The organism is Paraburkholderia fungorum, assembly GCF_046026025.1.
GTDB lineage: Bacteria > Pseudomonadota > Gammaproteobacteria > Burkholderiales > Burkholderiaceae > Paraburkholderia > Paraburkholderia fungorum_E.
On the sequence record NZ_JAQQFL010000042.1, the window covers coordinates 62,058 to 85,604 of the forward strand.

At 62.2% G+C, this 23,547-nt stretch carries 24 protein-coding genes; 12 read left to right on the forward strand and 12 right to left on the reverse strand.

What is annotated here, in order from left to right; genetic code table 11:
- Positions 1–360: 360 nt before the first annotated feature.
- The 3 genes from hpnK to PQR67_RS33295 are packed head-to-tail and all read right to left on the reverse strand — an operon-like array spanning position 361 to position 2,809.
- Positions 361–1,185 carry a hopanoid biosynthesis-associated protein HpnK gene (gene hpnK / locus PQR67_RS33285; RefSeq protein ID WP_408467042.1) on the reverse strand — a complete coding sequence of 275 codons (825 nt, stop codon included), beginning with the start codon at positions 1,183–1,185 and terminating at the stop codon, positions 361–363.
- Complete coding sequence (hpnI, locus tag PQR67_RS33290; protein ID WP_408467043.1) at positions 1,175–2,455, reverse strand: bacteriohopanetetrol glucosamine biosynthesis glycosyltransferase HpnI; 1,281 nt, start codon at positions 2,453–2,455, stop codon at positions 1,175–1,177. The genes hpnK and hpnI (PQR67_RS33290) overlap by 11 nt, the downstream gene beginning before the upstream one ends.
- Positions 2,456–2,467: 12 nt before the next feature.
- Positions 2,468–2,809, reverse strand: a complete 342-nt coding sequence (locus tag PQR67_RS33295; protein ID WP_408467044.1) for a hypothetical protein — start codon at positions 2,807–2,809, stop codon at positions 2,468–2,470.
- Between the two features lie 354 nt (positions 2,810–3,163).
- Between PQR67_RS33295 and PQR67_RS33300 the strand changes: the two genes are divergently transcribed.
- Positions 3,164–3,823: a response regulator gene (locus PQR67_RS33300; protein ID WP_408467045.1), complete on the forward strand. Its 660-nt coding sequence runs from the start codon at positions 3,164–3,166 to the stop codon at positions 3,821–3,823.
- Positions 3,823–5,223, forward strand: a complete 1,401-nt coding sequence (locus tag PQR67_RS33305) for an ATP-binding protein (RefSeq protein WP_408467046.1) — start codon at positions 3,823–3,825, stop codon at positions 5,221–5,223. Before PQR67_RS33300 ends, PQR67_RS33305 begins: the two co-directional genes overlap by 1 nt.
- On the opposite strand, the gene PQR67_RS33310 is transcribed toward PQR67_RS33305, so the two are convergent.
- The 3 genes from PQR67_RS33310 to hpnJ form a co-directional block, all read right to left on the reverse strand.
- Entirely contained in the window at positions 5,205–6,197 is a 993-nt protein-coding gene (locus PQR67_RS33310; protein ID WP_408467065.1) for a flippase-like domain-containing protein, read from the reverse strand. The two genes, PQR67_RS33305 and PQR67_RS33310, sit on opposite strands and share 19 nt — an antisense overlap.
- 80 nt (positions 6,198–6,277) lie before the next feature.
- Entirely contained in the window at positions 6,278–7,462 is a 1,185-nt protein-coding gene (hpnI, locus tag PQR67_RS33315; RefSeq protein ID WP_408467047.1) for a bacteriohopanetetrol glucosamine biosynthesis glycosyltransferase HpnI, read from the reverse strand.
- Positions 7,459–8,880 (reverse strand): hopanoid biosynthesis associated radical SAM protein HpnJ, encoded by a 1,422-nt coding sequence (gene hpnJ / locus PQR67_RS33320; protein ID WP_408467048.1) that lies wholly within the window; start codon positions 8,878–8,880, stop codon positions 7,459–7,461. The genes hpnI (PQR67_RS33315) and hpnJ overlap by 4 nt, the downstream gene beginning before the upstream one ends.
- A gap of 402 nt (positions 8,881–9,282) precedes the next feature.
- Here hpnJ and PQR67_RS33325 point away from each other — a divergent pair, with 402 nt between their 5' ends.
- The 3 genes from PQR67_RS33325 (at position 9,283) to PQR67_RS33335 (ending at position 12,130) form a co-directional block, all read left to right on the forward strand.
- Positions 9,283–10,359: an aliphatic sulfonate ABC transporter substrate-binding protein gene (locus PQR67_RS33325; RefSeq protein WP_408467049.1), complete on the forward strand. Its 1,077-nt coding sequence runs from the start codon at positions 9,283–9,285 to the stop codon at positions 10,357–10,359.
- Between the two features lie 74 nt (positions 10,360–10,433).
- A complete protein-coding gene (locus PQR67_RS33330) occupies positions 10,434–11,336 on the forward strand; it encodes an ABC transporter permease (RefSeq protein ID WP_408467050.1) in 903 nt (300 codons plus the stop codon).
- The gene (locus PQR67_RS33335) at positions 11,333–12,130 is read left to right on the forward strand and encodes an ABC transporter ATP-binding protein (RefSeq protein ID WP_408467051.1); all 798 of its coding nucleotides are present in this window, start codon (positions 11,333–11,335) and stop codon (positions 12,128–12,130) included. The genes PQR67_RS33330 and PQR67_RS33335 overlap by 4 nt, the downstream gene beginning before the upstream one ends.
- Positions 12,131–12,269: 139 nt before the next feature.
- Here the strand turns inward: PQR67_RS33335 and PQR67_RS33340 are convergent, their stop codons facing one another.
- A complete protein-coding gene (locus PQR67_RS33340) occupies positions 12,270–12,473 on the reverse strand; it encodes a cold-shock protein (RefSeq protein ID WP_007181784.1) in 204 nt (67 codons plus the stop codon).
- A 376-nt stretch (positions 12,474–12,849) separates the two neighbouring features.
- On the opposite strand from PQR67_RS33340, the gene PQR67_RS33345 reads away from it, so the two are divergent.
- Both PQR67_RS33345 and PQR67_RS33350 read left to right on the forward strand, forming a co-directional pair.
- Positions 12,850–14,295 carry an NAD-dependent succinate-semialdehyde dehydrogenase gene (locus tag PQR67_RS33345; RefSeq protein ID WP_408467052.1) on the forward strand — a complete coding sequence of 482 codons (1,446 nt, stop codon included), beginning with the start codon at positions 12,850–12,852 and terminating at the stop codon, positions 14,293–14,295.
- A 235-nt stretch (positions 14,296–14,530) separates the two neighbouring features.
- Positions 14,531–15,130, forward strand: coding sequence for a GNAT family N-acetyltransferase (locus tag PQR67_RS33350; RefSeq protein WP_408467053.1), 600 nt, complete (start codon positions 14,531–14,533; stop codon positions 15,128–15,130).
- Between the two features lie 66 nt (positions 15,131–15,196).
- Here the strand turns inward: PQR67_RS33350 and kdgT are convergent, their stop codons facing one another.
- The gene (gene kdgT / locus PQR67_RS33355; RefSeq protein WP_408467054.1) at positions 15,197–16,219 is read right to left on the reverse strand and encodes a 2-keto-3-deoxygluconate transporter; all 1,023 of its coding nucleotides are present in this window, start codon (positions 16,217–16,219) and stop codon (positions 15,197–15,199) included.
- A 304-nt stretch (positions 16,220–16,523) separates the two neighbouring features.
- On the opposite strand from kdgT, the gene kduI reads away from it, so the two are divergent.
- From kduI to kdgR, 3 genes are all read left to right on the forward strand, one after another.
- Positions 16,524–17,360, forward strand: coding sequence for a 5-dehydro-4-deoxy-D-glucuronate isomerase (gene kduI / locus PQR67_RS33360; RefSeq protein ID WP_408467055.1), 837 nt, complete (start codon positions 16,524–16,526; stop codon positions 17,358–17,360).
- Between the two features lie 67 nt (positions 17,361–17,427).
- Complete coding sequence (gene kduD, locus PQR67_RS33365; RefSeq protein WP_408467056.1) at positions 17,428–18,183, forward strand: 2-dehydro-3-deoxy-D-gluconate 5-dehydrogenase KduD; 756 nt, start codon at positions 17,428–17,430, stop codon at positions 18,181–18,183.
- A gap of 177 nt (positions 18,184–18,360) precedes the next feature.
- Positions 18,361–19,242 carry a DNA-binding transcriptional regulator KdgR gene (kdgR, locus tag PQR67_RS33370; RefSeq protein WP_408467057.1) on the forward strand — a complete coding sequence of 294 codons (882 nt, stop codon included), beginning with the start codon at positions 18,361–18,363 and terminating at the stop codon, positions 19,240–19,242.
- Between the two features lie 156 nt (positions 19,243–19,398).
- Here the strand turns inward: kdgR and PQR67_RS33375 are convergent, their stop codons facing one another.
- Entirely contained in the window at positions 19,399–19,953 is a 555-nt protein-coding gene (locus tag PQR67_RS33375; protein ID WP_408467058.1) for a cytochrome b, read from the reverse strand.
- 70 nt (positions 19,954–20,023) lie between these two features.
- Complete coding sequence (locus PQR67_RS33380; protein WP_408467059.1) at positions 20,024–20,152, reverse strand: hypothetical protein; 129 nt, start codon at positions 20,150–20,152, stop codon at positions 20,024–20,026.
- Between the two features lie 501 nt (positions 20,153–20,653).
- On the opposite strand from PQR67_RS33380, the gene PQR67_RS33385 reads away from it, so the two are divergent.
- On the forward strand, positions 20,654–21,058 hold the full coding sequence (locus tag PQR67_RS33385; protein ID WP_408467060.1) for a hypothetical protein: 405 nt from the start codon (positions 20,654–20,656) through the stop codon (positions 21,056–21,058).
- A 78-nt stretch (positions 21,059–21,136) separates the two neighbouring features.
- The gene (locus tag PQR67_RS33390; protein ID WP_408467061.1) at positions 21,137–21,385 is read left to right on the forward strand and encodes a hypothetical protein; all 249 of its coding nucleotides are present in this window, start codon (positions 21,137–21,139) and stop codon (positions 21,383–21,385) included.
- Between the two features lie 137 nt (positions 21,386–21,522).
- On the opposite strand, the gene PQR67_RS33395 is transcribed toward PQR67_RS33390, so the two are convergent.
- The gene (locus tag PQR67_RS33395; protein ID WP_408467062.1) at positions 21,523–21,771 is read right to left on the reverse strand and encodes a hypothetical protein; all 249 of its coding nucleotides are present in this window, start codon (positions 21,769–21,771) and stop codon (positions 21,523–21,525) included.
- 260 nt (positions 21,772–22,031) lie between these two features.
- Positions 22,032–23,204: a 4-hydroxybenzoate 3-monooxygenase gene (locus PQR67_RS33400; RefSeq protein ID WP_408467063.1), complete on the reverse strand. Its 1,173-nt coding sequence runs from the start codon at positions 23,202–23,204 to the stop codon at positions 22,032–22,034.
- Between the last annotated feature and the right edge of the window lie 343 nt (positions 23,205–23,547).

The following is a 23,547-nucleotide window of genomic DNA, read 5'->3' on the forward strand; positions in this document are numbered from 1 at the left end:
TTTTATGAAGTACCACTGAGCATATAAACGGCGGCGGGTTATCTAGTGAACTACCGCGTCGGCGCGCGCAGCGCCGCCGGAAGAATGAGTGCCTTGTCACTCACACCGAATGTGCGAGAACGCGGATTCCAGATGCACCACTACCGTAGCTGTGCGGGGGACCCGCTTAAGAACTAGCGGTTTGAGCCGCTTTCTTTTGCCTACTTTGCTTTGCGGCAGGCAAAGAAAAGTAGGTGCCCGCCCCGCACAGGGGCGACGCTAATAGACCACTAACAAATCAAGGAAAGGCCAAAGAAACCAGAACAAGACCAACATCACAAAGCAAACAGACACCCAAACGCCGAGCAGGCAAAAAAACAGTCACACCTTCAACACATCCCCAAACCCACCCACTCGCCCCCCCACCTTCCGGATCGCATCAGCAACCTTGGGCGACAACAGCGCCTGCAATTCATCTGCATGCCGATAATCCCGCATCCCATGACTCAGAACGCGATCCCCGGCAAGCGCAGGATGACAATAAATCTCCCCCACCCCATGGGGCAAATCAGCAAGCGCGGCCAACCACGCCGCCTCATCCATCCGTCCGCTATCAGCAATCCCGACCACATAATCGTTGTGCACGATCCCAGCCCGATCCAACCTGGCCCGCACCCGCGAAATCCACGGCCGCAACCACAGCGGCGCGCTAACCTCGAATGGCAAACGCATCGCCCGCATCCCGTACTCGCGGCCGATCTCGAGGATCAGCCCAAGCACCGTCGGATGCAAATGAAAATGCTTGTGCGTGTTGACATGATCGAGCGTCAAACCCGTCTTCGCAAACGCCTCGAATTGCGCGCGAATCTCTCGCGCCAGTTGTTTGCGAACATGCGGCAAAAAGAAAAACCGTACGCCATCCCGCACCATGTTGTCGCCAAACCGTCCCTGTTCGTCAACCAGCGCGGCAATCCCTGCGCGTGGCGCGACCGCGTCGCCGTCAGCCAGCACCAGATGCAGGCCAACCCGCAACGCCGGCAGCGCGCGCGCACGTGCCACCGCATCGTCCGCGGCAGGCGCGCCGATCATCAGGCTCGCGGCCGTCAACACACCGTGCCGGTGTGCCTGCTCGACCGCCAGATTCACCCGTTGATGCAGACCGAAATCGTCGGCCGTGACAATCAGCCCGCGTGGCTTAGCCGCCATCCGACGCCTCCATGACATCCATCACGCGTAACGCCGCGGGTCGCGTAGTCGACGTGGCGACGCCGACCGGTACGCGTTTGCCGCGCCACACCACATGCGAGCCAAACGCGCCAGCGAGCCACTGGAATGCCAGCAAGACATCTCGCAACGGCACCAGCGGCAGATCGCGCCAGAACGTGCGCTCATGACGCGCGGCACGCAGATGCAGCAGCATGCGCGCGGCAAAACCGGCCGCCGTGCACGCGCCGCTCGCCAGCGCCGCCCACAGGTGCAGGCCGTCGAACGGACCGTTCGCGAGACTGTGGGTCAGCCATGCGCCAGCGAGGAGCCACGGCGTCGGGAACGTGATGATCAAGGACGCGAAGCCCGGCGGGTTCACCGAGCGGATCGTGCGCAGCCAGCGCGTCTCACGCTGCCACAAGGCGGAGAAGGTCGGCTCGATCACGTCGGTCGCCACCATCACGCGCGAAAGCACCGTGCGAAGTCCGAGCGCGCGCACGTGTTCGGCGAGCCAGTAATCATCCGCGAGACAGTCTTTCAACGCGTCGAAACCGCCAATCCGTTCGAGCGTCGCGCGGCGCAATGCCAGCGTCGCGCCGAAACCGAAGCGGCGCGAGCCGACCGCGTGCGCGACGCGCACAGACGGGGCGAACCACTCGTTGATGAACAACGCTCCCACCCGTGGCCAGAATCCGCCAACGCCTTGCGCCGAGTAAAGACAGGTCACGACCCCCACGCGCGGATCGGCGAGCGGCGCCGCCACACTGTCGAGATAGTCGGTTTCGACCGCAATGTCGCTGTCGGCAATCACGATCAACTCATGACGCGCCCGCTCCGCCATGTTGATCAGATTGCTGACCTTGAGATTGCTGCCATGCACGCGCGTATCGATCGCAAGCTCGATGTCGTGCCGCGGGTACGCAGCCTGCAAACGTCGCACCACGGCAATGGCTGGATCGTCCGGCGAAGACACCCCCAGCACGAGCTGAAAGTTCCCGTGACGCTGGTCGCAAAAGGTTCTGAGATTCTCGTACAGACGCGGCTCGGCGCCGCACAATGGTTTGAGCACGCTCACGCCGACTCCGGCGAAAGGAGCTTGAACATCCGGGGTCCTGGCGGTGGCACTTGCAGCAGCTGCCGCCTTCGCTGCCCGTGCGCGGCGCGTCGCGAAAAACGGCATCGCAACCGCTGCCAGCATCGCATAAAGTGACGCCGACATGCAGCCGAATAACAGGACCCATTGATATGTTGTCAATGTGTGCGCCGCCATCGTTCGCGTCCGTCAATGCCCGGCCAGCACGAACGGTCTACCCGTAAAGCGCAGATGAAGCACGACGAACCAGCGCCGCGGACAATCCTCTTCAATCAACACCGGCCGGCCGCTCTTCGCTGCATGCTGCCCCTGAAAGGCGAGATTGAAAGCGGCCTGGGCGAGCTGGCGCATCGCAACGACGCCGCTCGCGATCAGCGCGAGCGCAAGGAACTGAAAGCTCGCGGAACTGAAGACGTATTGGGAATCTGGCGTGACCAGCAGCACCAGCAAGGTGAGCACCTGGGTACCCATGGCCGTGAGCGAAGCCACCATTAGATGGGCTCGCAACATGTCGATCGTGACTGGCTTCATGGCGTGATCCCGTGGCCTGAAGAAACGCACGCCGACGTGGGGTGGCGCCATTCGCCGGAAAAAGCGCTGACGAAAGCGCCCACCAAAGCGCCGGCCGTACTTTCGGTCGAAGTTCTTACGATCAAGTTGCAATGATCCGACAACTCGACGTAATGCCGCGCGCCCATGACGGCCACACGACAGTAACAATTCAGCGGCGATAGTAGCGATTCTAGCTGAAGGAAACCTTAAGGAAGAACGAGGTATAAAGCGTGTCGTGGACATGATCGTTACACTTCGGATACGCGGCCTGACGCTTACACAAACGAAAAGCGGTTGCCGCGATGCAATAAACATCGAACGGAATCTTTCCCCATGCGCGTACTCCTCGTAGAAGACGACGACCTGATCGGCTGCGGTATTGAAGCGGGGCTGCGTCAAGCCGGTTTCACGGTCGACTGGGCACGCGACGGTCACAAAGCCAGTCTCGCGCTCGATACTACCGCCTATGCGCTGGTTTTGCTTGATCTGGGCCTACCCAGGGTATCGGGTATGGAACTGCTGAAAAGGTTGCGCGATGCCGGCAAGGACGTGCCGGTGCTGGTGCTGACCGCGAGAGGCACCGTGGTGGATCGCGTCGGCGGCCTCGAAGCCGGCGCCGACGACTACCTCGGCAAACCCTTCGATCTGACCGAGCTCGTTGCCCGTTGCCGGGCCCTGCTGCGCCGCGCGCAAGGGCGTAGCGTCGAGGTGATCCGTTATCAGGAACTGACGGTCAACCCCGCCGCGCAAACCGTCGAAATCGGCCATACACGCGTGCCCCTCACTTCGCGTGAATGGGCGATCCTGATGCAGTTGCTGACCAATCAGGGCATTCCGCAGTCACGCTCGCGTCTGGAAGAAAGTTTGTATGGCTGGCAGGAAGAAATCGAGAGCAATGCAATCGAGGTCCATGTATCCAACCTGCGCAAAAAGCTCGGTGCAAAGCTGATCCGAACCGTGCGCAATATCGGCTACGTGGTGGAGAAAGCGTAATGCCGGCATCGATACGCCGCCGCCTGATGTTGCTGATCCTCACCAGCATCGTGCTGATCTGGGGCATCGCGCTGATCTCGAGCTATCGTCAGGCCAAGCGCGAAGTCGGCGAATGGGAAGAAGCACGCCTCGCGGAAATCGCGCAAATTCTCGCGCTGCTCGACCAGCGCAATCTGACCACGCTGGCCAATGCGCGCATCGATTTGCGCGAGGAAGAAGAAGGCGGCGAAGCCGGCGCGAACGACAGCGACGACGACGACGCCTTGCCCCGCGACGCGCTATTCCAGGTGCGCAGCGCGAACGGCGACGTGCTGGCGGGCAGCCCGCAACTGCGCATGCTGCGGGCCTGGGATTTGCCCGTGCCACCCGTCAGCGGCGCGCAAAACATGACGCTCGGCGGCCAGGCATGGCACACGTTCACGTTGCGCGACACAGCACTCGGCCACACGGTGCGGGTGTTCGAACCGGCCAATACGCGCAGCGATCTGGTGAGCGGTGTCGCGAGCCGGATTGCGCGCCCCACGCTCCTCGCGCTGCCGGTGCTGGCGCTGCTGGTGTGGTTCAGCATCGGCTGGAGCCTCGCGCCGCTCAAGGTGCTCTCGGGCGCGATCCGCGCGCGCGATATCAACCGGCTGGAGCCGGTCGACATCGGCCGTGCCCCCACCGAGGTACGGCCGCTCGTCGATGCGATCAATCTCGTGCTGTCGCGTTTGCAACACTCCATCGAGCGCGAACGGGCGTTTACCGCCGACGCCGCCCATGAACTGAAAACACCGCTTGCGGCTATCAAGGTTCAGGCGCAGGTCGCGCTGGCCGAACCGGACGCAGCGTTGCAGCGCGTGGCGATGGAGCGTGTGGTGCAAGGCGTCGACCGGAGCGCGCGGCTCGCGGAGCAGTTGCTGCTGCTCGCGCGTCTGGATGTGCACGAGAAACTCTCGACCGCACCGCTCAAACCCGCCGCAGTGGCAAAGGACGCGCTGCTCGCCAACGAACGCAATGCGCAACAGAAAGACATTCACGTCACGCTCACGGGCGACATGCGCGCCGAGATCAACGCGGAACCCGTTCTGATGGGCATCCTGCTCGACAATCTGCTCGACAACGCCATCAAGTACGGACAACCCGGCGGCAGTATTGAAGTGGCCGTGCACTATGAGGTCGGCCGGGTTCAACTCACCGTGCGCGACGACGGCCCCGGCGTCGCGCCCAGCGATCTCACACGCCTCACCAACCGGTTCTTCCGCGCCACCGGCAATCAGGCTACCGGCAGCGGACTGGGTCTCTCGATTGTCGCGCGAATCGCCGAGCATTTCGGCGCGACCCTGCATCTGGGTTCGGGGATCGGCGAGCGCGGCCTCGCGGTGAAGGTGTCGTTTCCCGCTTATGCGCGAGAAGACTGAATCGGCTCGCGATTCGACGACTCGGCAAACTGCCACGCAATGAGTCCGGGCACGAAGATCAGCAGATCGCGAATGCGCCGCGCGCCGGCGAGCGCGAGGCAGGTGGAAGGATCGAGGCCCAGCGCGCCGCCGATCAGAATGAAACCGCCCTCCTGCACGCCCAGGCCGCCCGGCACGAAGAAAGCCGCGCTGCTGATCGCCTGGATCAGCGATTCGATCACCACCGCTTCAACCAGCGTGACGTGAACGCCGAGAAAATACAGGGCGAGCCAGATTTCAAGCGACGTCAGGAAACACTGCAGCGGCTGCCAGAAGAACAGATAGCGCAGCACCACGCCGCGCCGGCGCCAGATCAGCTTGATGGCCTGATCGATCTGCGCCGATTGTCCGACGAGCGTGGCAAGCTTGCCGCTCGTCATACGATTGAGCACGCGCGTTATGCGCTCGAACGGACTGGCATGTTGCACGAGTGCGAACAGCACCAGCAGCGGCGTCAGCACCACCACACCCCACGCCAGTTGCCCGGCCAGGCGCAGCGTGTCGGAATGCGCATGCGCGAACAGAAAACCGATGCCGACCATCGTGAACAGCAACTGGCTGATCACCGTGAGCTGCATGTCGACAATGATGCTGCCCACCGCCGTGGAGGGCCGCACGCCCCAGCGCCTGAGCATTCTGAACGACACCACCTCGCCGCCGATACGCGCCACCGGCAACATGCTATTCACGGATTCGCGCACCCAGACCAGATGCAGCATATTGGCGAAACCCGGCCGGTTCGCCCCACGAATCAGCGAGCGCCAGTCGCAGGCATTGGCGATCATCGGCAGCACGTGTGCGAGCGCCGCCACCAGCAGGCCGGCGCCCGCCGCGCGCAGGGCCGAGAACACGGCGCCGGGATTGTCCTGCCAGACGAGCCACAGTGACACCAGCAAACCGCCAAGCGCGGCAATGCGGCCGACATGCTTCATCATCGCGCGGCCGCCCCTGGCGAGCGCTTCACGCACGCCGAATTGTCCTCGCCACCATCTTCCAGAGACCCGTGCATCATTGCTTATCCAACCTGCTGTTCATCCGTCATTCCGTCCTGCACAGCCGACAACAGGCCGTCGCCGTCCACCTTGAAACTAAAGCCGCGCCAGATCACGTGCGAGGACCAGAAGCTCGCCACAAAAATGCAAAACGATACGATATCCCATAACGGCAACAGCCACAGGTCACGACGCGCCTGCTGCAACGCACGATCGGACAGAAATTTCAGCGCGAACCGCGCACCGACGGCGGTCAGCGCGAGCGGCCACGACCACGGCGCGCCGCCCGAGAAGGCGATGGCAAGCAGTGCAAAAGCGAGCGGATGAATCAGCGCCGAGCCGAGATGGCCAAGCGGATCGATGCGGCGAATCGTGCGACTCCAGCGCAGTTCGTGCGCGATCAGTTGTGTCGCGCTCGATTCCACGCAGGCATGCGAGATCGTGAACGGCGGAATCACCACCTTCTCGCCGATCATGCGCACCGCTTCGCCGATTGCATGGTCTTCGGCCAGATGCTTCACGAACGGTGTGAACCCGCCAATTTTTTCGAGGGTGTCGCGTCGCATCGCGATGCTCTGCCCAAAGCATGGACGCGCGAGACCGAGCGCGAGCCCCGTCACCACGCTGGGCACGAACTGGTAGTTGGTAGCTTTGGCCGACATGCGCGGCCAGAAACCGGGATCGGGCGCGCCGCGATACAGGCAGGTGACGAGACCGACGCCGGGATTCTGCAATTCGCCGATCACATTGCGCAGATAATCCGGCTCGACGCTCACGTCGCTGTCGGCGAACACCAGCACGTCGTGCCGGGCCTGCGGCAGCATATTGAGGATGTTGCTGATCTTGCGGTTCGGACCATACAGGCGTGCATCCGCAACCACGGTGATGTCCGCTTCGGGATGCAAGCGCCGCAGCTCGTCGACGGTTTGCAAGGCGGGGTCGGCCGAATCGTGCACGCCGAAGAGGAATTGCACGGGGCCCGGATAGTCCTGCCGGCAGAAGCTCGACAGGTTTGTCAGCAACGCCCACTCGTTGCCGTGCAACGGTTTGACGATCGTGACCGGGGGGAAACTGGTCGGCTCGGACACCGCTCTCGCGAAGAACCGGCCGATCAGGGCGCCCGCCAGCACCGTGTAGGCGATGCCGAAAACCGCACCCGCCGCACACGCATAGGCAAGCGTGACGGCGAGCAGATGCAAGGCGCTCACGCTTGGTGAGCGCGCAGGAAGCGGAAGAATTCGACGCCTTCGCGCAGACGCCGTTTCATCATGTCCCAGCTCGTGAGCATCTCACGCAGAATTTCCCAGATCTTCGACGGCCGGAAATAGAAGCGCTTATAGAAGTTTTCGAGCTGGTGGTAGATCTCGTCGCGCGACAGATGCGGATAGCCGATCGCCGCAAGTTGCACGCCGGATTTGCTGACGAGGTTGATAACCTTGTTCTCTTCCAGCCAACCGTTCTCGACCGCCTGGTTGTAGAGCGTCGTACCGGGATAGGGTGCGGCGAGCGACACCTGGATCGTATGCGGATTGATTTCCTTCGCATACGCGATGGTCTTCTGGATCGTGTCCTGCGTTTCGCCGGGCAGCCCAAGAATGAAGGTGCCGTGAATCTTGATGCCGAGCTTGCGGCAATCTTCGCTGAAACGGCGCGCGATGTCGGTACGCAGACCCTTCTTGATGTTCAGCAGGATCTGGTCGTCGCCGGACTCGTAGCCGACCAGCAGCAGACGCAGGCCGTTTTCCTTCATGATCTTCAGCGTCGCGTACGGCACGTTCGCCTTGGCATTGCACGACCACGTCACGCCCAGCTTGCCCAGACCGCGGGCGATTTCCTCGACGCGCGGCTTGAAGTCGGTGAAGGTGTCGTCGTCGAACATGATCTCCTTGACTTCGGGCATGTTGTCGCGAATCCACTTCACTTCTTCCAGCACGTTCTCGACCGAACGCGTGCGGTAACGATGGCCGCCCACCGTTTGCGGCCACAGGCAGAACGTGCATTTCGAACGGCAGCCGCGGCCCGTGTAGATCGACACATACGGGTGCTTCAGATAGCCGATGAAATAGTTGTCGATCTTCAGATCGCGCTTGTAGACAGGCGCCACGAATGGCAACTCGTCCATGTTCTCGAGGATCGGGCGCGCTTCGTTATGTTCGATCGAGCCGTCGGCGGCGCGATAGCTCAGACCCTTGATGCCGGCGAACGGTTTGCCTTCGGCAACTTCCTGGCAGGTGAAGTCGAACTCTTCCCGGCACACGAAATCGATCGCCTCGCTCGCGGTCAGCGAATTGTGCGGATCGACCGCAACCTTCGCGCCGACCATGCCGATCAGCACCGAAGCCTTGCGCTTCTTCAGGTCTTCGGCGAACAGGGCGTCGGTGGGAAAGGACGGTGTGCTGGTGTGGATGACCACCAGGTCATATTGTTGCGCTATATCGAGCGATGCTTCGACGGACAGGCCGTCGGCGGGGGCGTCGAGTACGCGGCTGTCCGGGACGAGCGCGGCGGGCTGCGCGAGCCACGTCGGATACCAGAACGAGCGCACTTCGCGTTTGGCCTGGTAGCGCGAACCTGCGCCACCGTCGAAGCCGTCGTACGACGGCGCCTGTAAGAACAGGGTTTTCATGAATGCTCCAGCAAGCCTTTAAGCGGCGCTTTCAGTTTTCTGTCGGAAAACTATCGGAACGATTGCCCGCAACAACGTAAGCGGGCACATGGAATCGCGCAAATACTACGGAGCAAAGCTGAAGGAAACCTTAAGAAACATATCCTGGCCCAGCCTGTTCTAAATGGTTAATCTTGGACTTCACTCCACGTGCGCCTGTGTACTTTATCGCGAAACAATGATTTCGCCACAACCGCGGCGTATGGCCGCCCGCACAACGCCAATAGCCCGTCAGGCAGAAAAGAACGACGCGCCCCCATAGCGCCCAATCTGCTTTGATTGTGAGTTTTTATTCGTTCAGTTCGGCACGCGCATTGACTACATTGACCGGTCACAACTAAACGACCATCTCAGGATCAGTCAATGAACATCCCGCGGGGCGCGGCGCGCTTTTTTTCTTCTTCGCCTGTTTCGATTTCGTCATACCCACGACATGCGAAACGCCTGCAAACCGGCCTCGTCGCGCTGCTGGCGGCGGCCACGGCCACGCTGGCCTTCGCCCTCCTCGCCCCGGGCATCGCGCGCGCCGCGCCGCCGGCCGAACTGAAACTCGATTACGCCTATTACTCGCCGGAAAGCCTCGTCATCAAGCGCAACGGCTGGCTCGAGCAGGAACTCGCGCCGCAGCACACCCAGGTCAAATGGGTGCTGAGCCTCGGCAGCAATCGCGCGCTCGAGTATCTGAACAGCGGCGCAATCGATATTGGCTCGACCGCGGGTCTGGCCGCCGTGCTCGCCAAAGCCAACGGCAATCCGATCCGTGCGGTGTACGTTTTCTCGCGCCCAGAGTGGACCGCGCTCGTCGTGCGCAAGGATTCGCCGATCAAAACCCTCGCGGACCTGAAGGGCAAGAAGATCGCCGCCACCAAGGGCACGGACCCGTTCCTCTTCACCTTGCGCGCCCTGCACACCGCGGGTCTCTCGCGCGACGACGTCGAAATCGTCAATCTTCAGCACCCGGATGGACGCACCGCGCTCGCCAACGGCCAGGTGGACGCCTGGGCCGGCCTCGATCCGCACATGGCCGCCGCACAAATCGACGACGGCGCGAAGCTGCTGTATCGCAACGTCGACTTCAACACGTGGGGCTTGCTCGACGCCCGCGAGGATTTCATTCGCGACCACCCCGAAACGCTCGCGCAGGTGCTCAAGGTCTATGAAAAGGCGCGCGTGTGGATCGCCGCGCATCCGGACGACACCGCCAAGATCGTCGCGGAAGAATCGAAGCTGTCGCTGCCGGTCGCCAGGCTGCAACTGAGCCGCAACGATTTCAGCCGTCCGCAGCCGGGCGCGCAGCAACTCGCCGCGCTTAAGGCGGCTGCGCCGATTCTCGTGCAGGAGCAACTGGTGAAACCGGGTACGGATCTGAATCAGGTGATCGACGCCTTGATCGACGCGAAGACGGCGCAACCCGTTATCGCCGCGAATAGCGGCCAGTGAGCGCTCAATAACCGGCCAGCAAGTGACCTGTAATCCGCCGCACCCACCGCTTGCGAACTATTCGACCGACTCCCATGGCTAACGACGAATCGCTCGCGCTTCATCACCGATCGCAGGCAACGGACGACCTCGCGCTGCGTCGCGCTCAGCAAGCGGCCGAACCGTCGCGCGGGGTCGCGCCGCGGCCGCGTGATCCGCTCAAGCGCTGGCGCATCGCCGGCCTGCTTCTGCCGCTTGCCTTTCTTGCGGCGATCGAAGCGCTGGTGCGTGCTTCGGTGTTGCCGGAGCACCTGGTGCCGGCGCCGAGCACGATTGCGCAAACCCTGTGGCAACTGGGCGGCGAGCGTCTGGGCCGGCACCTCGGTGCAAGCACGATGCGCGTGCTCGCGGGCTTCGGCATCGGCTCCGCGCTCGCCCTTCTGCTCGGCGCGGCAATGGGCCTGAGCCGCCGTCTCGACGCACTTCTCGACCCCGCGTTTCAGGCACTGCGCGCGATTCCGTCACTCGCCTGGGTGCCGATCCTGCTGCTCTGGATGGGCATTGACGAGGCACCGAAAATCGCGCTCATCGCCATCGGGGCGTTTTTCCCGGTGCAATTGAGCGTCGTGGCCGGCATTCGCGGCGTCGACAGAAAACTGATCGAACTCGGCGAGGTCAACCGTTTGAACCAACGGGCGCTGTTCACGCGCATCCTGTTGCCCGCATCCTTGCCGCATATCTTCACCGGATTGCGTACGGGCCTGAGTCTCGCCTGGATGTTCATGGTCGCCGCCGAACTGATCGCCGCTACCCGCGGCCTCGGCTATCTGCTGAGCGACGGCCGCGAAACCGGTCGCCCCGATCTCGTGTTCGGCGCAATCCTGTTGCTCGCCCTGCTCGGCAAGCTCAGCGACAGCATCCTGAAAGCGATTGAAGCGCACGTGCTGTCATGGCGCGATACCGCGAGCGAGCCATCTTCCTCACGAGGTGTGCGTTGAACACGACCAGTTTTTCCGATCAGCCGCCGCTGCTCCAGGTTCGCGCCGTGAGCAAGCGTTACGAAACGCGCGCGGTGCTCGAACGCGTGACGTTCGATATTGCGCGTGGGGAGATCGTGAGTCTGGTCGGCCCGAGCGGCTGCGGCAAGAGCACGCTGTTACGCGTGCTGGCCGGTCTCGATCGCGATTTCGAGGGCGAGATTGTGCTCGACGGGCGGGTGCAACACGGCCCATCGCCGCGCCTCGGCGTGATCTTTCAGGAGCCCCGCCTGCTGCCATGGCTGAACGTGGCCGACAACATCGCGTTTTCCGCCGGTCCACGGCAAGGCGCGAGTCTGCTTGTGAAGCCGCGCGTGAATCAGCTGCTCGACGAGGTCGCGCTGAGCGGCACCGGCACGACGCTGCCCAAGCAGCTTTCGGGCGGCATGGTGCAACGCGTGGCACTCGCGCGCGGCCTGTTCTCCCAGCCCGACCTGTTGCTGCTCGACGAACCGTTCAGCGCCGTCGACGCCATGACCCGCATGCGTCTGCAGGACCTGTTGCTATCGCTGACGCGCGCACACGGCACGGCGGCGCTGATCGTCACGCACGATCTGGATGAGGCGCTCTATCTGTCCGATCGCGTCCTGCTGCTCAACACGGCGGGTCAGCATGGCGCCGGGCGGCTGGTGCGCGACATTGGCGTTGCCGCGCGGCATCCGCGCGACCGGCGCGACGACACCCTCGCCAATGTGCGAAACGAATTGCTCGATGGGATTGGCGCGGCGCCAAACACCAACGCCGCCTACGCCTAGCCAGAGATTCACGTTTTGCGTGAATCAGGATGAATTCGAGTGAAGCCGGGTGGCGAGCGCGAGCGAATCGCCCTCGCCCCTTGAAAGTTCCGCCGGTCCGCACACTTGCGCGTGCGAACCGGCTACTGCTACTACGACCTCACACCGGCTTGATATCCGCCGCCTGCTTGCCCTTCGGTCCCTGCTTGATTTCGAAGCTGACCTTCTGGTTTTCCTGCAGCGATTTGAAACCTTCGCTGCGAATTTCCGAGAAATGGGCAAACAGATCCTCGCCACCGTCGTCCGGTGTAATAAAGCCAAAGCCCTTCGCGTCATTGAACCACTTCACTGTACCGGTTGGCATGTCGATTCCTCGTTTGCACCTTGGTTGATCGGGTTGCATTCGCCGTCTATGACCCGCTGCTTTCGACCGTTGCATCGAGTGCCGCTTTTGCGCACTCGCCGCACCATTCCATGCTGCTGGCTCCCGCCGGTTCCTGCGACTGCTGCTTGACTTTACGCCTGTTTGCGCGGCACTGCTCAGGCAGGCGTTTATCCGCTGCGGCAACCGGAGTAGCAACGCCTGTGCCGCGCACTGTTCCCGGGCACCCCGCCGATGCGATCGCGCGCAATCAGATAAGATGTTTGCTATCGGCAGTCCATCCCTGGCCGCGCAGGTTCAGCCCAGTACCGTCCCACAACCGCGCGGCCTGTCGTTTTCCCACTTACAGGAACCCAGCATGGCCACCTCGAGCTATACCGATACGCGTCTTCTGATTAACGGCGAGTGGTGCGACGCCGCCAGCGGCAAAACCCTCGACGTCATCAATCCTGCCACCGGCAAAGCTATCGGCAAGGTGGCCCATGCCGGCATTGCCGATCTCGACCGGGCGCTGGCCGCCGCGCAACGCGGCTTCGAAGCCTGGCGCAAGATTCCGGCCAACGAGCGTGCCACCACCATGCGCAAAGCCGCCGCCCTGGTGCGCGAACGCGCTTCCGACATCGCCCGGCTGATGACCCAGGAACAGGGCAAGCCGTTCGCCGAGGCGCGCGTCGAAATGCTGTCGGCAGCGGACATCATCGAATGGTTCGCCGACGAAGGCCGCCGCGTCTACGGCCGGGTCGTGCCGTCGCGCAATCTGGCGGCGCAGCAAACGGTGCTCAAGGAACCGATCGGTCCGGTGGCCGCCTTCACGCCGTGGAATTTCCCGGTCAACCAGGTCGTGCGCAAGCTGAGCGCTGCCCTCGCGTGCGGCTGCTCGTTCCTCGTGAAGGCACCGGAAGAAACCCCGGCGTCGCCGGCGGCGCTGCTGCAGGCGTTCGTTGAAGCCGGCGTGCCGGCCGGCACGGTCGGCCTCGTATTCGGCGACCCGGCGGAGATTTCCAGCTACCTGATTCCGCATCCCGTGATCCGCAAGGTCACCTTCACCGGTTCGACGCCGGTCGGCAAGCAACTGGCCGCCCTCGCCGGTGCGCACATGAAGCGCGCGACGATGGAATTGGGCGGTCATGCACCCGTCATCGTGGCTGAAGACGCCGACGTGGCGCTGGCCATCAAGGCCGCGGGTGCCGCGAAGTTCCGCAATGCCGGCCAGGTCTGCATCTCGCCGACGCGCTTTCTGGTGCACAACAGCATCCGCGAAGAATTCGCCGCGGCGCTCGTCAAGCATGCTGAAGGCCTCAAGCTCGGCGACGGTCTGGCGGAAGGCACGACCATCGGACCGCTCGCCAACGCGCGCCGCCTTACTGCGATGAGCAAGGTGCTCGACGACGCGCGCAAGACCGGCGCGAAGGTCGAAACGGGTGGCGAACGCGTGGGTTCGGAAGGCAACTTCTTCGCACCGACCGTGTTGACCAACGTATCGCTCGAGTCGGACGTGTTCAACAACGAGCCGTTCGGCCCGATCGCCGCGATCCGCGGTTTCGACACGCTCGAAGAAGCGATCGCTGAGGCGAATCGCCTCCCGTTCGGTCTCGCGGGCTATGCGTTCACGAAATCGTTCAGCAACGTGCACCTGCTGTCGCAACGGTTGGAAGTCGGCATGTTGTGGATCAACCAGCCTGCCACGCCGTGGCCGGAAATGCCGTTTGGCGGCGTGAAGGATTCGGGCTATGGGTCGGAAGGGGGGCCGGAAGCGATGGAAGGCTATCTGGTTACCAAGTCGGTTTCGGTGATGTCGGCTTAAGACGTCGAAGGCGGTCGGGGTCGTCAGGCCCTGACGGCTTGATGGGCGAGGTTGCCGACCTCGTCCACCGGTTTGACGCAGTACCAGGTCCGCGAGCGCTCGTTCGCGGACTTTTTTTTGCGCCTCGCGTCTTGAATCGCCGGTTGATTCACCCTTGTAATCGCCACCCATTCGCTTCGTTGAGACCTGGCTTCGTTTTATGATGCGCTGTCATACAACGAAAATTCGCTTCATCATGAACGAGAGCGCCTCCAGCCTTATGCAACCCACGCTGACCGGACAGACCGTTGAACTCCGGTCGCTTCAGCAGGAACACTCGCAGGCTCTGCTCGACGCCGCGGCGGACGGTCAACTGTGGAACATGAAGCTGACCGTCGTGCCGGGGCCCGAAACCATCGGCAGCTATATTGCAACCGCGCTAGACGGCCGTGCGAGCGGCACCGTGATGCCGTTTGTGATCGTGCGGCGCGATACCGGCGCGATTGTCGGCAGCACACGGTTCTGGAAGATCGACCGGGTGAACCGGAAGCTGGAAATCGGGCACACGTGGTTGAGTGAGTCGATGCAACGCTCGGTGGTGAATACCGAGGCGAAGTACCTTCTGCTCACGCATGCGTTCGAAGCGATGCAATGCGTGCGCGTGCAGTTCACTACGGACGAACTCAACGATAAATCGAGAGCGGCGATTCTGCGGATTGGCGCAAAACAGGAAGGGATTGTCCGGCATGAACGGATCATGCCGGATGGACGCAAGCGCAACTCGGTGCGCTTTAGCATCATCGATGAGGAGTGGGCAGAGGTGAAGGCGATGTTGGAGGGGAAGCTGGGGCGGTGAGAACCGGCTCACATTGCTCGCTTCTCACTTCGTTGCGTTGAAGCGCAAACCAGCCGCCCCGCAGCTTCAAACGTGCACGTCCCGCTCACCCAGCGGCTGCGGTGGCGTCGTTGCCGCGGCAAACTCCTCACGCAGCGCATCGCGCGCGTGATGCCGGCGCACCCATAGCGCGGTGAGAATCGGCACGAGAATCGCCGTCACGAGACAGGCCGTCGCGACCATCGCCGTCGCCGCCGGCACCAGCGGCTTGAAGCGCGGAATCATCTCGCCGATGATCGCCGGGTTCGCCACCGCGGCCCCCGCCGTCGACGAAGCCGCCAGCCCCGCCGCGCCATTGCCGCCCGCGATCCAGCGGTCCGCGAGAATCAGTGGAATACCCGTCACGACGATCACCCCGAGGCCCAGCACGATGCCCGGCAAACCGCTCGTGACGATCACATTCAGATCGATGCCGTTGCCGAGCGCGAAACCAAAAAATGGAATCAGCGGATGCACGCAGCGGCCAAAGAACTCGCGCAGGTCGCTGTCGAAGTTACCCAGCGCGAAGCCAATCAAAAACGGCAGCACCGCGCCGACGAACAGCCGCGGCTCGAAGAACGCCACACCGGTCGCGCCGAGAATGATCATGCTGACGAGCGGCCCCGATTCGATCGACATCAGGACGAACGCGCCCGCCTCCTCCTTGCTGCCGTATTGCTGCATCACAGCCGCATAGAGACCGCCGTTGGTCATATCCATCGACGTCGTGATCGCGAGCACCGAAAGGCCGGCAAACAGGCCCGCCTTGACGCCGTCAATCGGTATGAAGTGCGACGCAACGATCGTTGCAATCCACGCCACAATCATTTTGGTCACGAGCAGCGTGCCCGACTTGCGCAGCACCACGCCGGTCGCTCGCAGGTCGATCGTCGCGCCCATGCAGAAGAACCACACCGCCAGAATCGGCACGGTGCCGCTGATCAATCCATTCGTGAACGACCCGAGATATTTCCCCGCGCCCGGTGCAAACGTGTGAACACAGGCGCCGAGCAGCAACGGCACCAGCATCAGGCCGCCTGGAATGCGGTCGATGGCCTTCTTGAGCTTCATGCCTCCTCCATGGACTTTGCGTCCAGTTGTCGGGTGGATCACCCGGGGTAATGTCCCGTTCTTGCGCCGGTCGACTCCCTTTCCGGCGCAATATAGCATCGCGACAGGAACAACGTTCCGATTTTGATAGACTTCGCGCTCATCGTTTACCCGCTATCTATTCGAAAGCCTTGCCAGTCTTGATGCGGTGTTGCAATATTTTCGGACCGACGTTCCATATTCAAGAATCTGCGCTACAGTCCAGAACAGACCGGCGCCGTCATGCCGCACGGCAAGGCGCCCAATCCGACCGGAGAAAAGAACAATGGAAGTGAGACAGAGCATCAACAGCGAGTACGCAAAGACACTGGATACCGCGGGATTGCGCAAGCAGTTTCTCGTCGAGCAGGTGTTCGTGCGCGACGCGCTGCAACTCACCTACAGTCACATCGACCGTATCATCGTCGGCGGCGTGTGGCCGGTCACGCGCGCGATCGAACTGCCCGCCTCGCTTGGCAAGGCAATCGGCGTCAACTATCTGCTGGAGCGCCGCGAGTTGGGCGCGATCAACATCGGCGGCAACGGCTGGGTCGACGTGAACGGCACGCGCTACGCAGTGCGCAATGAAGAAGCCATCTACATCGGCAAGGGCGCACAGGCCGTCGCGTTCGGCAGCGACGACGCCGCGCACCCGGCGAAGTTCTACCTGAACTGCGCGCCCGCGCACGCGTCGTATCCCACCCGCACGATCTCACTCGCGCAGGCCTCGCCCGAAACGCTCGGCGCGCCCGAAACAAGTAACCGCCGCACCATCTACAAGTTCATCGTCCCTGAGGTGCTACCCACTTGCCAGCTCTCGATGGGCATGACCAAGCTCGAACCGGGCAACCTCTGGAACACGATGCCGTGCCACACCCACGAGCGCCGCATGGAGGTGTACTTCTATTTCAACATCGCCGACGATGCAGCCGTGTTTCACATGATGGGCGAGCCGAACGAAACGCGGCACATTCTTGTGCACAACGAACAGGCCGTGATCTCGCCAAGCTGGTCGATTCATTCCGGCGTCGGTACGCGCGCGTACACCTTCATCTGGGGCATGGTTGGCGAGAATCAGGTGTTCAGCGATATGGATCACATTGCAGTGCGTGATCTGCGTTGAGCTGCGTTTAGCTGCTGCACGTACTCGCCATGCAGAACCCCATCGGCATCATAGGAGCCCACGCAGAGTGAATACCTTCGATCTGACCGGCAAGGTCGCCATCGTCACCGGCAGCAATGCGGGCCTGGGCGCTGGCATGGCCGTCGCGCTCGCCACCGCCGGCTGCGACATCGTTGGCGTGAGCCGCACGGACGCCGGCGAAACGCCCGCACAGGTCAAAGCGGCCGGCCGCCGCTTCGCGGATGTACGCGCGGACCTCGCGTCGATCGCCCCGGTCGAGGACATCGTGCACGCCGCCGTCGAAGCATTGGGCCGCGTCGACGTGCTCGTGAATAACGCAGGCATCATCCGCCGCGAAGACGCGCTCGACTTCAACGAAGCCGATTGGGACGCCGTCATGGACGTCAACCTGAAGAGCGTGTTCTTTCTTTCCCAGGCCGTGGCGCGGCAGTTCGTGAAGCAGCAAAGCGGCGGCAAGATCATTAACGTCGCGTCGATGCTGTCGTTCCAGGGCGGCATACGCGTGGCCTCCTATACCGCATCGAAAAGCGGCGTGCTCGGTCTCACGCGGCTGCTCGCGAACGAATGGGCCGTGCACGGCATCAACGTGAACGCGATCGCGCCGGGCTACATGGCAACCGCGAACACGGCGGCGCTGCGCGGCGACGTGCAGCGTAACGAAGAAATTCTCAGCCGCGTTCCGGCGGGCCGCTGGGGCGTCCCGGAGGATCTTGCGGGACCGGTCGTGTTCCTCGCTTCGTCGGCATCGGACTATGTGCACGGCCATACGCTTGCAGTAGACGGCGGCTGGCTCGCACGCTAGTTTGGCGCTAGCAACGGTCGCGCGGATCGCGGGACACGGTATTCTCCCGGCACCGGAGGCAGGTAGCAGGTAGCAGGTAGCAGGTAGCAGGTGAGCAACGGGCAACGGGCAACGGGCAACAAGCAACAAGCAACGATCGTATTTCGATCGGGTCGGCATCAACAGGGAAACACTGAAATGGCAGCAATGGGCAAACAGCGCAGGGGCGACGACCGCGCACACATGCAGCAAGCGGACAGCACGGGCGGCATGGCCAACGACAAAGGCGAATCAGCTTCGTCGATCGGCAGGGTCTTCGCGATTCTCGGCGCGATCGGCGATAGCGGGCAGATCGGCATCAGCGAATTGTCGCAGCGGCTCGATATGTCGAAGACCACCGTACACCGCGTCATTCAGACGCTAAAAGCGCTCGGCTACGTGACCCAGGAAGTCGAAACCGAGCGCTACCGGCTCACCATTCGCCTGTTCGAACTCGGCGCGAAGGCGCTCGAGAGCGTCGATCTCGTGCGCGAGGCCGACGTCGAGATGCGCCACATCGGTCAGGCCACGCGCGAGGCGGTCCACCTCGGCGCGTTCGACGAAGACGCCATCATCTACGTCCACAAGATCGATGCCGACTACGGGCTGCGCATGCAGTCGCGAATCGGCCGCCGCAATCCACTGCACAGCACGGCGATCGGCAAGGTGCTGCTCGCGTGGATGCAGCCGGCCGAAGCGCGCGACGTTCTTTCGCATGTGGAATTCCGCAAGTCGACGCAAAAGACGCTCGCCTCCGCCGACGCCGTGCTCAGCATCCTGCCGCGCGTGCGCGAGCAAGGCTACGGCGAGGACAACGAAGAACAGGAAGAAGGTTTGCAGTGTCTCGCGGTGCCGGTGTTCGACCGTTTCGGCCGCGTGATAGCTGGCCTGTCGATTTCGTTTCCAACCATGCGCTGCGGCGCCGATACGAAATCGCACTATGTCGCGCTACTGAAGCAAGCGGGCCTCGCGATCTCGGCACGGCTCGGCTATCGCGAGGCGACGACAGATGAGCAGGCCGTTGTCGAAGGGTTGAGCTGAAAACACCGACGCGCCCCGAAAATTCGGCCTGATTCTTTGGGAGCGCGTTCATCACGCATGCAGGCATGCACGAGCGGTGTTGAACGGCGTGCGACATTCAGGCTCGCCTTCCATGATCCAGGCATCGGGAAGGAGACGAGCGAATCACGGCACCGGCTACGGCAACATCCGCTGCAATGTCTGATCCTTGAGCACGAAGCGATGAAACAACGCCGCCGCAATATGCAATGCGATCAGCGCGAACAACACCCAGGCCAGATAGCCGTGAATATCGCCCATCTCATGCCCTATTGACGAACCGACCGGCGAAATGCCCGGATACGGCAATACGCCAAGCAGCTTGACCGACCATCCGCGCGAAGACGCATTGGCCCACCCCAGCAAGGGCACAACTATCAGCGCGAGATAAAGAAGACCGTGCGTGATGTGCGAAACGATACGGAAAAAAGGCGAAAGCGACGCAGGTACTGGCGCATGCGTAAAACGCCAGACGATTCTCACCAGCACCGCCGCAATCAGCGTTGCGCCCACCCCGAGGTGCCACGCGATCAAGCCGTCGGGGCGCGTGCCCTTATGGATATCCGGCATGGTCCAACCGATCACGAACTGCGCTGCAATCAATAAGACCACCAGCCAGTGAAGAAACCTGGCTACGCCGTCATAGCCTGATGCGTAGCGCGAGAAACTGGCCGGGTCTGATCGCATGGTCATGAAAATGTTGTAGCTGAAATGAAGCCGTTGAATGGGGAGCGTACTCACGCGCGATGCTACGGAGCAAACCTTAAGAGAAGCTGATGTCGCGCTTGACGATCTCACTCAGGAACATGAAACGGCGCCGCATCGGCAGCGCGTCGGCGATCAGATAGACAGTTCGGCCGGTGACGCGTGATGCCGCGACGCCACCACGCATCGCGAGTCTGCAACCGAATGTATCCGTTCTGCATGCACGCAGAAGCAGGCCACGTCGCGTCTGTTGCAATTGTTCATACGCACGCGCATCAACCTGCCCTGGCGCACAGGATACGCGTGGCTTCAACGATTTTCATAGTGCGCTCAACGGGTTGGCCGCCGACGTCTCGCGATCAGAACGGCTGATCGCCGCGCTGCGCCCTATCCCCGCACCCTGTCGTGAACGCGGCCGGCCCGCAAAGAAATCGACACGTCCTGTTACACACGAACACATCGGTAATCCAGTCGCTCAGTAGAGTTCGGTCATACGCAAAAGGGAGAACAACATCATGAAACGAATTCTCGCGCTGGTCCTGCTGGCGGTCACCCTCGGAAGTGCATTGGGCGGTTGCATCGTCGTCCCCGAGGGCGGTTATCACGACCACTACCACGATCACGATCATTACTAAGCGCCGGCGGCGCAGCGCACTCCACACTCAATCGTAAAATCCGAGAATAAAACATGAGCAATTCACGAAGCCGCTGGCTGTCCATGGCAATCGTTGCAGGTCTGGGGATCGGCGCATCTTCTGTCGCGCTGGCGCACGTCGACGTGGGCGTGAACATCGGCATTCCGGGCGTGGCCTATGCCCCGGCGCCGGTCTATGCCCCGCCTCCTCCTGTCTACGCGCCCGCGCCGCCAGTGGTCGTGGTGAGCCCAGGCTGGTACGGTGAGCGCTATTACGACGGCCACCGCTATTGGGAACGACGCGAGTGGGAAGAGCACCACCACGGCCGCGAATGGCACGACGCACGCGGCTATCGTGACGGCCCACACGGCGATTGGCACGATCACGGCGGCGACCGCGGCGGCGATCACGGCGATTGGCACGGCCATGGCGACGATCACGGCCGGGGCGATCACTAAGGCATGGGCCGTAGCGGCGTCGCTGACGCGACTGGCCCACGCCGGCATTCGCGCCACATCTTCTGCAGGAGCGACGATTTGCTACGCAACGATCCACGGCGCGTAACCGCGCACATCGACGGCGCGGTCATCTCCGCCGAATACAGCGAACAGACCGGCCAGTTGTGTTTGCGTCAGGACGGCGCCGTGCTTCGCGAATGGTTTCCACCTCATTCGTGGATCGCGATTGCATCGGTGGCCGGCGCGCGGCACTGGGGTACGCGCCCCACTGACGACGATCTTCGGGCGTTGCTACGGAACGAGTTGACCCTGTTGCGCGCGCAATAGCCGCACGATGGACACGCAAAAAAGCCGGTCATCGAAACATGCTTCGATGACCGGCTTCTTGTGATCGACCCGTACAATTTGAACGAGTCCAACAGCGCTGCGACAAACCGGGATAAACCGCCTATTTCGCTATTCCCTTAACGCGCGTTATAGATCGGCGGCGAGTACGAACTCACCGTCGTATCGTTGCCGTGACCGGCTTGCCATGTGCCGTGACTGTCCGCACCATAGCCGCTGGTGTCGGCCTGACGCACGCCTTGCTGTCCCGAAACCTGCGCCTGCGCGCCCTGTACGTTTTGCGGGGCCGGCTGATTCGATTGCGCGAACGAAGCAATCGGGGCGCCAAGAACCACGGCGAAGGCAACAGCTTTAATGAGCGATTTCATGAAACCACCTCCAGAGATTGACTTGCACGCGCTGCAGTTGCGATGTGTGCTGCAGCCGATGAAGCCAGTCTAGAAGCGGATCGGGCGCGGATAAATCCTCCATTCCTGAATTCACTGTTGCTTTTGACACGACAATGTCAGAAGCCCGTCCATCAAGGGTTTGCCGGCGTACGCCGGGTCTGCGGGGCCCGGTGGATTGAAAGTCTCCCCGAGGACGCTCCCTTTCCCACGCCAACACCTGCAAACCCGCTGACCCGTCCTTATACCGCTGCGACGCCCACATAGTTCTCCGCCATCGCGGTAGCCGCCGCACGCGACGTGGTCACGTATTCGAGTTCGGCCACCTGCAACTGCTGCTCGAACGGCGATGCGCCTTCAATGCTGTGCATCATGCTCGTCATCCAGTACGAGAAATGTTCGGCACGCCAGATGCGCCTGAGTGCGGTTTGCGTATAACCGTCCAGCAGATCCGTACGATTGTCGGCGTAGAACGCGTTCAGCGCCTGGGTCAAGACACGCACATCGGCGACGGCGAGGTTCATGCCCTTCGCGCCGGTGGGCGGCACGATATGCGCCGCATCGCCCGCGAGAAAGAGCCGGCCATGCTGCATGGTGGCCGACACGAAACTGCGCATGCCGACAATGTTCTTCTGAAAGATCTTGCCGTCCACGATTTTCTGGCCGTCGTGCGAATCAACGCGTGCGTGCAATTCGGCCCAGATTCGATCGTCAGACCAGTTGTCGACGGAATCCTTAGGATTGCATTGGAAATACATGCGTTGCACGTTTGCCGAACGCGTGCTGACCAGGGCGAAACCGCGGTCGTGGCGGGCATAGATCAACTCATCCGACGACGGCGGCCCTTCGCACAGAATGCCGAACCAGCCGAACGGATAGACGCGTTCGAAGTCTTTGCGCAAGGCCTGCGGAATCGATGCACGCGACACGCCTTGCGAGCCGTCGCAGCCGATCACGAAATCGCATTGCAGCTCGCATGCTTCCCCTTCGTGGCGATAGCGAATCGACGGCCTATCGGTATCGATACCGTGCAGCGAGGTATCCGTCACGCCGAACCGCAAGGCGCCGCCGGCAGCCACGCGCGCGGCGACCAGATCCTTGATGACCTCGTGCTGCGCGTAAACCGTGATCGAATGACCGGTGAGTCCGGTCAGGTCGATACGACGGCGCTTGCCCTCGAAAGCCAGTTCGAAGCCGTGATGCAACGCGCCCTCCGCCTTCATGCGCTCACCAACGCCGGCTTCGGTAAGGAGGTCCATCGTGCCCTGCTCGAGCACACCGGCGCGAATCGTGGATTCGATCTGTTCGCGGCTGCGCGATTCGAGCACGACCGAGTCGATGCCGCGCAAATGAAGAAGATGAGAAAGAAGCAGGCCCGCGGGCCCGGCACCGATGATGCCAACTTGGGTGCGCATGAGTTGTCTCCTGAATGCGGCCATTGATTTGCACGCAGTTTGACAATCATGCGCTGTATCGCGCAACGCGATATCGTGGATATGCGTTATCTACTTTTGAGATAATCGAGGGATCGATATGGGCAGTCGCGCTGCGCGCAAATGCGTCATATCGTTGCCCAGACGGCGATTGCGCTTCGCCGACCAGGGCTTGATCGTCCTCGTGGTTTTACGAGGTCTCGATGTAAACCCTGATCGTTTTCCCCTGCCACCTCGCAAATGCGTTGGTTATGCAAGGAACAAGCGGTACACGGGGTTCTGCGTCTCTTCCCAGTTCGGATAGCCCAGCGTGGCGAGAAAGCGG